The 8950-nt window shown below is 65.2% G+C and carries 9 protein-coding genes; 2 read left to right on the top strand and 7 right to left on the bottom strand.

Features of this window, described 5'->3' with window-relative positions; genetic code table 11:
• Nucleotides 1–305: 305 nt before the first annotated feature.
• From ABD833_RS08280 to ABD833_RS08270, 3 genes are all read right to left on the bottom strand, one after another.
• The gene (locus tag ABD833_RS08280; RefSeq protein WP_345072256.1) at nt 306–695 is read right to left on the bottom strand and encodes a hypothetical protein; all 390 of its coding nucleotides are present in this window, start codon (nt 693–695) and stop codon (nt 306–308) included.
• Nucleotides 696–782: 87 nt separating this feature from the next.
• Nucleotides 783–3413 carry a cation-translocating P-type ATPase gene (locus ABD833_RS08275; protein WP_345072255.1) on the bottom strand — a complete coding sequence of 877 codons (2631 nt, stop codon included), beginning with the start codon at nt 3411–3413 and terminating at the stop codon, nt 783–785.
• Nucleotides 3414–3474: 61 nt separating this feature from the next.
• Entirely contained in the window at nt 3475–4296 is an 822-nt protein-coding gene (locus ABD833_RS08270) for a universal stress protein (RefSeq protein ID WP_345072254.1), read from the bottom strand.
• 355 nt (nt 4297–4651) lie between these two features.
• Here ABD833_RS08270 and ABD833_RS08265 point away from each other — a divergent pair, with 355 nt between their 5' ends.
• Complete coding sequence (locus ABD833_RS08265; RefSeq protein ID WP_345072253.1) at nt 4652–5170, top strand: DinB family protein; 519 nt, start codon at nt 4652–4654, stop codon at nt 5168–5170.
• 8 nt (nt 5171–5178) lie between these two features.
• Here the strand turns inward: ABD833_RS08265 and ABD833_RS08260 are convergent, their stop codons facing one another.
• Both ABD833_RS08260 and ABD833_RS08255 read right to left on the bottom strand, forming a co-directional pair.
• The gene (locus tag ABD833_RS08260; RefSeq protein WP_345072251.1) at nt 5179–5472 is read right to left on the bottom strand and encodes a DUF202 domain-containing protein; all 294 of its coding nucleotides are present in this window, start codon (nt 5470–5472) and stop codon (nt 5179–5181) included.
• 44 nt (nt 5473–5516) lie between these two features.
• Nucleotides 5517–5816, bottom strand: coding sequence for a DUF3817 domain-containing protein (locus ABD833_RS08255; RefSeq protein WP_345072250.1), 300 nt, complete (start codon nt 5814–5816; stop codon nt 5517–5519).
• Between the two features lie 149 nt (nt 5817–5965).
• Here ABD833_RS08255 and ABD833_RS08250 point away from each other — a divergent pair, with 149 nt between their 5' ends.
• A complete protein-coding gene (locus ABD833_RS08250; protein WP_345072249.1) occupies nt 5966–6646 on the top strand; it encodes a PA2169 family four-helix-bundle protein in 681 nt (226 codons plus the stop codon).
• 85 nt (nt 6647–6731) lie between these two features.
• Here ABD833_RS08250 and ABD833_RS08245 read toward each other — a convergent pair whose 3' ends face one another.
• Nucleotides 6732–7283 carry a GNAT family N-acetyltransferase gene (locus ABD833_RS08245; RefSeq protein WP_345072248.1) on the bottom strand — a complete coding sequence of 184 codons (552 nt, stop codon included), beginning with the start codon at nt 7281–7283 and terminating at the stop codon, nt 6732–6734.
• A gap of 301 nt (nt 7284–7584) precedes the next feature.
• Nucleotides 7585–8730 (bottom strand): ISAs1 family transposase, encoded by a 1146-nt coding sequence (locus tag ABD833_RS08240; RefSeq protein ID WP_345072247.1) that lies wholly within the window; start codon nt 8728–8730, stop codon nt 7585–7587.
• Nucleotides 8731–8950 lie beyond the last annotated feature (220 nt).

The raw sequence follows: 8950 nt of genomic DNA, 5'->3' as shown, positions 1-8950 counted from the left end.
GCTGCAGGCCAAGTACGCCCAAACCCAGGCCACGCTGCGCTGGGCCGCCGGCGGGGTGGAGTAGCCGCAATTCCAGTCGTGCGCCTCCCCCCGCATCTCTTGGGCCAAATCCCCGAATCAGGCCGGGCGCTGGGGTTCTTCTGTCAGATGAGCCTCCGCTTCGGCCAGCGGGTAGAGGGCAGCCCCTGCCGCCAGGGGCGGAACCGGTGAAACCACGCCCAACCGCTCCGCGAGAGTGTCTCCGCGCCCCTTGGCTAGGGCCGCTTTCAATTCCAGCGCTACCCCTGCTCACCATGATCAATGGTTCAGGTGGTCAACAGCGCCCGGCGGGCGGCCTCTTCTGAGCTGAATCCCCGCATCAGGCCGGCCCCGGCCATAACTACCTCGGTGGCGCGGTGCCCGTAAAAGTCGGCTGAAAATACCACCACGTGCGCCGTCAGTCCGGCGCGGCGTGCCCGCGGGTACCAGTCAGTGGCCAGCCAGTCCGCCAATTCATCCCACATCAGGCAGGCTTGCCGCCGGTCGTCGAGCAGCCGGTGGCAATGCACGGTTTGCAGCTGGGCCAGCATTTGTTCGTAGCCGGCGCGGGTGGTATCCAGGTCTTGCTCCGGGGCCCAAATGGCGTGCAGGTAGTCATCGACCGAGTCGTAGTCCAGCGTTAGGACAGCGGATTGGTGCAGGAGACGATGATGCATGAGCGCGGAAAAAGGGGGGGGCAGGGCCGAATGACCAAGCCTCCGGGAATGGTGCGAAATGCCAGGGCGTGCCCGGCGGTGGCTGCCTCAGGCCGTTGCCACTGGAAGCGCTGCGCCACCGGCCGCCACCGGGACCTGTACCACCGGCTGCCCCCGCCGGCGGCTGATGAGCTTCTGTAATTCTGCTGCCCAGAACACCAGGCTTGATACGGCCAGGGTGATGGCCAGCTCTGCCCAGGTCAGGGGCTGCGTGCTGAACAGGTCGTTGAAGAAAGGGGTGTACACAATCAGCAGGTGCAGCGACCCGGTCAACGCCACTGCTCCCAGCATGGGTTTGTTGGACCATAGGCCGATGCTGAAAATGGATTCCTGCCGCGACCGAATGGCGAACGTCAGGCCCAGCTGGCTGAAACAGAGCACCGTGAAGGCCATGGTTTGCCAGTTTGCGGTGCCGTTGCGCAGCGCCCAGGCCTGCGTCCCGATAGTTAATCCTCCAACGAGCACCCCGACCAGGACAATGAACCAGCCCAGCCCGTTGGCGAAGATGGTTTGGCGCGGGTCGATGGGCGGGCGCCGCATGCTGTTCTTTTCCGACGGCTCGTAGGCCAGCGCCAGGCCGGGCAGGCCGTTGGTTATCAGGTTAATCCACAGGATGTGAATGGCCAGCAGGGGCACGGGCAGCCCAAAGAACGGCGCGAAGAAAAGGGCCACGATTTCGCCCACGCTGCCCGCCAGGATGTAGCGAATGAATTTGAGAATGTTGTCGAAGATGCGCCGCCCGTGCTCCACGGCCTGCACGATGGTAGCGAAGTTGTCGTCGAGCAGAATCATGGCGGCCGCCTCCTTGGCTACCTCCGTGCCGTTGATGCCCATGGCCACGCCGATGTCGGCGTTTTTCAGGGCCGGGGCGTCGTTCACGCCGTCGCCGGTCATGGCTACGAACTGGTGTTTGGCTTGTAAAGCGCTGATGATGCGCAGCTTCTGGGCCGGGTCCACGCGGGCGTACACCCGCACTTTTTCCACCACGGCGGCAAAGGCCGGCTCGTCGAGCTTGGTGAGCTCCGGGCCGGTCATCACCAGCTCATCGGGCCCGGAGAGGATGCCCAGCTGCCCGGCAATGGCCTTGGCCGTGAGGGGATGGTCGCCGGTAATCATCACGGCAATGATGCCGGCGGCCTTGCATTCGGCCACGGCCTGCTTGGCTTCTTCGCGGGGCGGGTCAATCAGGCCCGCGAAGCCGAGGAAGCTCAGCCCGGTTTCAATCGTGGCGGGCGTGACTTCGGCCGGCAGCTCCGGCAGCAGCTTGCCCGCGTAGCCCAGCACCCGGAAGCCCTTGGCGGCCCATTCGTCCGCGCGCCGCCGCAGCTCGGGAATTTCGGCTTGCTGGCTCTGTTCGAGTTGGTCGAACAGCGCGCTCAGCGCCCCTTTGGTAATACAGAGCACGCCCTGGTCGGTCTGGTGCAGCGTCGTCATGCACTTGCGCTCCGAGTCGAACGGCAGCTCGCCAACCCGCGGAAACCGGCTTTCGAGGGCGGCCCGGGCGTGGTCTTTGCCGGCCGCGTATTGTCCCAGCGCCACCTCGGTGGAGTCGCCCAGCCAGTTGCCGGCCGGGTCCTGGGTCACGTCGTTATTCAGGGCCATGGCCGCCAGCAGGCCGGTTTTACTATCCAGCGCCGGCAGGGCAAAATCCGGCGCGGCATACACGTGCTCCACCGTCATTTTATTGAGCGTGAGGGTACCCGTTTTGTCGGTGCAGATGTAGGTGACCGAGCCCAGCGTTTCCACGGCCGGCAGCTTACGAATCAGGGCCTGGTCCTTTATCAGCCGCCTGGCACCCAGCGCCAGCGACACGGTGACCAGCGCGGGCAGCGCTTCGGGCAGCGCCGCGATGGCCAGCGAAATGGATACCAGCAGCAGACTCCCCAACGGCTCGCCCCGCAGCCAGCCCACCCCGAAAAAGAGCGCGCCGATAAGCAGCGCCGCGGCCGACAGATACTTGCCCAGCGTGGCCAGCCGCTTTTGCAGCGGTGTCACCGTTTCGTCGGTCTGAATGAGGGTGGCAATCTTGCCCAGCTCCGTTTTCATGCCCGTAGCCACCACGTAGGCCGTGGCCCGGCCGTTGGTCACGAAGGTGCCTTTGTAGCCCATGTTCAGCCGGTCGCCGAGCGGCAGCTCGCCGGCGGGCAGCGCGTCCGGCGTCTTCTCCACGTTAGCCGACTCCCCGGTCAGCGAGGACTCGTCCACTTTCAGCGCGTGGGTTTCCAGGAAGCGCACGTCGGCCGGAATCACGTCGCCGGCTTCGAGCACCGCCACGTCGCCGGGCACCAGGTCGGCCGCCGCAATTTCTACGGGCTGGCCGTTGCGCAGCACCTGGGCCTGGCTGGCGGCCATCTTCTGGAGGGCTTCCATGGCCTTGTCGGCCCGGTATTCCTGCACGAAGCCGATAACGGCATTGAGCACGACAATAGCCAGGATGACGTAGACCGATTTCCACTCGCCCGCGGCCCCCGACACCCCGGCGGCCACCAGCAGCACCAGGATCATCACGTCGGCCAGCTGGTGCAGCAGCAGCTGCCACACGGTCTTCTTCCTGGCGTCGGCCAATACGTTCGGGCCATGCTCGGTCAGCCGCTGCCGGGAAGTAGCCGCGTCGAGCCCGGCGGGCGTGGATTTCAGCTCTTGCGCGACATCGGCAACTGAGGCAACGTGGTATTGCATGGGTAGCGCGTGGACGAGACCCGAAGGGCCGTGGCTGTGGGCCGGTGCGGTATTTGGGTGCTTATACGGCGGGCAGCACCAGCACGGGCACGGCGCTGTGCAATACTACCTGCGCGGTGACGCTGTGGTGAAACAGCTCGCCGAGGAAGCTGCGCGGCCGGGCAATGAGCACCACCAGATCATAGTCGGCGGGCCGGGCCACCTGCAGAATGGCCTCGGCCGGCGCCGGGGCGGTGATGCTTAGGGTCCGGACGGGCGATACCAGGTCAGTGGTCAGGCCCGTCCGCTGCACTATTTCCAGCGCGGCCGCCGCGCTTTCAGCCGCGGTAGCTGTTTCCGTTACGTGCAGCACGGTCACTTCCGCGTGCAGGGCCGCGAGCAGGTGGCGGATGGCTCCCGCGTGCTGGCCCAGCGAGAACGGCTCGCCATCCACGGCCAGCAGCACCCGCCGCGGCGGCCTGGTGGTGGGCATGTTGTGCGGCACCACCAGCATGGGGTAAGGGGCCGTACGCAGCATATCGAGGGCGGTGGTGCTGACCAGCTCGTCGGGGGTAGCCTCGGTATCGGGGCGGCCCAGCACCACCAGGGTCGGGTGATGACGGCTCACGGCATCAGCCACGGCGTAGGCCACGCGGCCGTGCCCCACTTCCGCTACTACCGGCACCGACAGGTTCCCAGCGATGCTGCTCAAGGCCAGCGCAATGGCCTCTTTGTTGAGGTTCGAGAGGCTACCGGTAAACATCTCCGGATCAAGAACGGAGTCGCGGCGGACGTGTAGCAGCACCAGCCGGGCACCGAGCGGACCAGCCAGGTTGGTGGCGTAATCGAGGGCGCGGGTAGCGGCCAGGAAGAAGTCGGTAAGAATCAGCAGGGAAGGAGCCATCAGTGGGGGTTGAGCGAGTGGTGAAACCACTGGCAAAGGACCGGGTATGCGGCGGCCATCGGCATGCGCAACGTCAGTCCTCGCGCTGATTTTAATCAGGGGGCCAGCCCGGGCAATTCCGGAACCTTGCCCGGCCCCACCGGCCGGCCGTACAGCCTGGGGCTGCCCCGCCGCTGCCTTTTCGGGGCCGCCACAGGAGAAAGCCTGCGCAACTCCCCGCGGGTGCTGCGCCCGCCGACAGGCCAACCAGCGTAACAACGATTCGGTCAACTGATCTAAGGTCCTTCGCTCTGCTCACACTAACCGGCGAAGTGAAAATGGCCAACAACTCCCGCCGCACCTGGTTTGCCTCCCGATGACTTCCCCTCCCAATCGGCCCGAAGTGTGGCTGCGCGGCCCGCTGCCGGATATGCCGCCCCTGCTCCAGCCCGTGGCCCACGCCCTGGTGCAGGCCCGTGAAGAGCTGAACGCTCTGCTCACTGATTTTCCCGAAGCCCTGCTCTGGGAGCAGCCCGCCGGGCTGGCCTCGCCCGGCTTTCACCTTCAGCACCTCACCGGCGTACTGGACCGCCTCACCACCTACGCCCGGGCTGAGCCGCTCAGTGCCGCGCAGCTGACGTATCTGGCCGCCGAAGGTCAGGGCCCCGCCAGCCCGGGCACCCCGGCCGCCCTGGTGCAGGCCTTCAGTATTCAGGTAGACCGGACGCTGGCCCAGCTGCGCGCAACCCCGGCAGCGACCCTGACGGAGCCGCGCGGAGTGGGTCGGGCGCAGCTGCTGTCCACGGTGCTGGGGTTGCTGGTCCACGCCGCCGAGCACACCATGCGTCACCTCGGCCAGCTGCTCGTCACGGTGCGGGTGCTGCGGGCGGCGTAGGGGCGGGCCTACCGGACTACCGGCGCTTGCGCGTCCGCGGCAATGCGCTGACTTTTGGCCCGGTACCGGAACCACCCGGCTACGGTGATTCCTACGCCCAAAGGCACGAAAGCAGCCCCGACCCAGATGTAAAAATTGTCGCGGAAGAAATTGATGAGGGAGAAGCCGGCCACGATCAGGGTCATGCCCGTGCGCACGTAGGCGAGTACGGTCCGCTCGTTGGCCAGGTGGGTGCGCTCCAGAGCCAGCCGGTCGCGCAGGTCCGGCGGGAGGTGGGGGAGAATGGGAGGAGAAGCAGGCATACCCCGCCATACGCAGGAAAGAGCGGACCGGCGGTAGTTTTCAGTCAGGCCTGAAACAACTTCTTCTCGGCCCAGAACGTGCCAAAAGGCACCACCGATACCACCAGCGCCAGCAAGGCCTTGCGCCACGACCAGCTCAGCTCCAGGCTGACCTGAATTACCAGCAGCACATACAGCACGAACAGCACGCCGTGGGCCATGCCCACTACCCGCACCGCGTCGGGCTGGCCGGCCAGGTACTTCAGCGGCATGGCAATGCCCAGCAACACCAGAAAGGATACGCCTTCCAGAAAACCAACCACGCGGAGGCGGCCCAGCGACGTCCGCAGCAAAGAAGCAAGCATAGAGCAGTCATGAATGAAGCCGCAAGATACGCCGGGTCCGCCGAGCCACCGCCGAGCATATACCCCTGCGGTCAGGAGCAAGCTCATCCTAACCCGGGGGTAAAGCTCCGCGTAAGCCCTGTTACCAGTCACTTAACTTCTTTCGACGCATGAACTCATCCCAGCAACCTACCCGCCCCAGTCAGGACGACGACTACGGCCAGTCTTATGATTCTTCTTACTCCTCCACGGCCAACGGTTCGTTGGCTGCGAAAGCCAGTCAGTGGCTGAGCAAGGGCAGCATGGGCGGGATGCTCGGCAAGCTCAGCACTACCCAGAAAATACTCGGCGGGGCCCTGCTCGTGTTTGGCGTAAGCAAGCTGCTGGGAAGCAGCAAAGCCGGAAAAGCCAGTACAGGCGACCAGGCCGGTACCCTGCACGAGCTGCTCTACTTCGTGAATGACCGGATTGAAGGCTACCAGCGGGCCGCGGCCGAAAGCCAGGATGCGGAGCTAACCGGCTACTACAAGCAGCTGGTGAGCCAGAGCCAGCAGTTCGCCAACGAGCTGAACGGCTACCTGCAGCAGCAGGGCGGGCCGCGGCAGACCAGCACGACTGCGAAAGGCAAGCTCTACCGCGTCTGGATGGACGCCAAAGCTACCATCACGGACTTCGACAAAAAAGCAATCCTCGGCTCCAACGTCTACGGCGAGGAGTGGGCGCTGAAAGCCTACGAAGATGCCCTCAACGACCATACCCTCACCGGCACCATCCGGCAGGCCGTAGAGCGGCAGTACGCCCAGTCGCAAAAGACCTACAAGGAGCTGCAGAAGCTGGAAGCCCAGCAGTAAGCACCATCAGGCTTTTAGGTAAACAAAACAGGGCACCCGGCGACGGGTGCCCTGTTTTGTTTGTCGGCCTGGCGCGGTGGCGCTTCTATCCGGCACGGGCGGGGCGCTCTAGCAGCACGGCGGGCTCGTCGTGGTAGGTGGTGCGGGCGTACTCGCGGTAGCCGAACTTCTCGGCGATGCGGCGGGAGGCCAGGTTGGCCGGGTCCATGAGGCAGACGGTGCGGGCGCCGTGGAAGTGCGCGTCGCCCCAGGTCTGCACGGCCTGCACGGCTTCGGTGGCGTAGCCGCGGCCGTGGGTGGCGGCATCCAGCACCCAGCCGATTTCCGGCGCCTCGCCGATGGGCGGCTCGATGGTGCGCTTGCGGTCCACGAAGCCGATGGAGCCGATGAAGCGGCCGCTGGCCTTTTCCTCCACGGCCCAGAAGCCATAGCCCCGCAGCGCCCAGTGGCCGGCGCTGCGCATCAGGGTGCTCCAGCAGTCTTCCTCGCTCATGGGCTTGCCGGTGAGGTAGCGGTAGAACTCGGGCACCTGGAACATGGCCACAAAAGCCGGCAGGTCGGTGGGCGAGTAGCCGCGCAGCCAGAGGCGGGCCGTTTCGAGCACGGGCACGGAGTAGTTTGGGGTAGGGGTGGGCATAGGCGGGAAAAGCTGAAATTCAGGTGGCGTAAGATACCAGCCCATCAGCACAACGCGCAACCGACTGCCGGCCCGCTGCGGCCGGTGCGGGTTTAGGCGCAGCCGTAACTCGGGCCGGTTCATGCCGGGAGGCGTAGCCTCCCCCGCCCGAACGACCACGCCGCCCGGATTTCTCCAGGCGGCGTGGTTTCGGCTTGCCGCGTTGCGGCAGTAGAGGTACAACCTCCACGTCATGAGCTGGTCACGAGTTACACTGCGCTAAACCCGCGCCAGATGGGGGGGTACCCGCAGGGTAAACGCATTAAAATCCAAGGCACTTTTGGCGGTATTCATCGGATAAAGCGCAAAGGTTTCGTTTTCGGTTGAGACTCTTGCTTTCGGGTTGCGCCCGCAGTAGGTTGAGGACGAATTTGCGGATGATGGCGCAGTTCGCAGCGACGTGACCGGCGCGTTTGCGGCTGTGGTCTTCGCCAAAGACGACGTCCAGGACCCAGTGCAAGCGGTTTTCGATGCCCCAGTGCCGTCGCACGTAGCCTTGAAATGCCGCTGCGCAAGCCTGGTGGCTGCTCAGGTAATGTCGGGTTTCGGTCGTAGTCACGCCCGTGGCCGTGACCGTGCGCGTGGCCACGACTTCGACCAGGGTTTGCAGCCCGACCCACTCAGGGCCGCGCAACGCGGCGGGCAGCTGCTCGGCGGGCAAGACCCGACAAGTGCGCGTTTCCACCCGCCCGTGGGCGGGCTTTTCGCCGGCCGTGGTGGCCGCCTCGGGGCCGGCGGTAGCGGCAAAGGCGGCTTTGACCGCCGCGTGTAGCGCGAGCTGGTTGCCTTTCAGGGCCAGCAGGTACTCGGCCCCGGCGCCGGCAATGGCCTGGGTCACACTTTTCTGACAGCCGATGGCGTCCATCGTTAGCAGGCAGCCCTGCACGTCGAGCAAGGCCAGCAACTCGGGCAGGGCCGTGATTTCATTGGCCTTGTCCGGGGTTTGGTACTGACCCAGGCACAGGCCTGCCTCGTCGCACCAGGCGTGGAGCAGATGCACGGCCGAGGCCCCGCCCTGCGCATGCGGGGTCTGCTGCTGCCGGGCCGTGGCGGAACGGCGCAGGCGCTTGCCATCGAGGCAAATGTGCGCCCCCCGGGGCAGCGTCACGCTCCGCTGCACCCACGTAATGAGACACTTTTCGAAGCCGCGCGGCTCGAGCCGGCTCATCACCCGATTGAGCGTGTCGTGGGCTGGAATGCCCGCCGCAAAGGGCAGATACTGGCGCAGCCACGCCAATTTGGCCACGCCAAAATCGACGATTTCGTCCCATTCTTCATACCCGCTTAGGCTGGCGCTCACGCACAAGAGCAGGATTTCCAACAGCGGGTACTGCCGCCGACGCGCCAGGCGCGGGTCGGGAAGTGCCGCAAAATCCGTCAAAAAGGACGCTAAATTCAACTCACTCATACCCACAAAAAAATCAAAGCTAAGCCGACCCTTTTTAATGCGTTTACCCTGGGGGGGTACCCGGCATGGTCGAGGAACTGCCGGGCTACGAGCGACAGCGGGACGACAATGATACGACCTCTCAAAACGGCGACATTTTTAGCGGGCTGAAATAGACCTTATTCGACTTGGTTGGTGAGTTTATCGGGCGCGTAGGCCCGCCAGGCGCTACGGACGCGCA

Origin of the sequence: Hymenobacter fastidiosus (assembly GCF_039539565.1) — a bacterium.
In the GTDB taxonomy this organism is placed as follows: domain Bacteria; phylum Bacteroidota; class Bacteroidia; order Cytophagales; family Hymenobacteraceae; genus Hymenobacter; species Hymenobacter fastidiosus.
The sequence above is the reverse complement of the archived record's forward strand: the minus strand, read 5'-3'. Positions and strand labels throughout refer to the sequence as shown.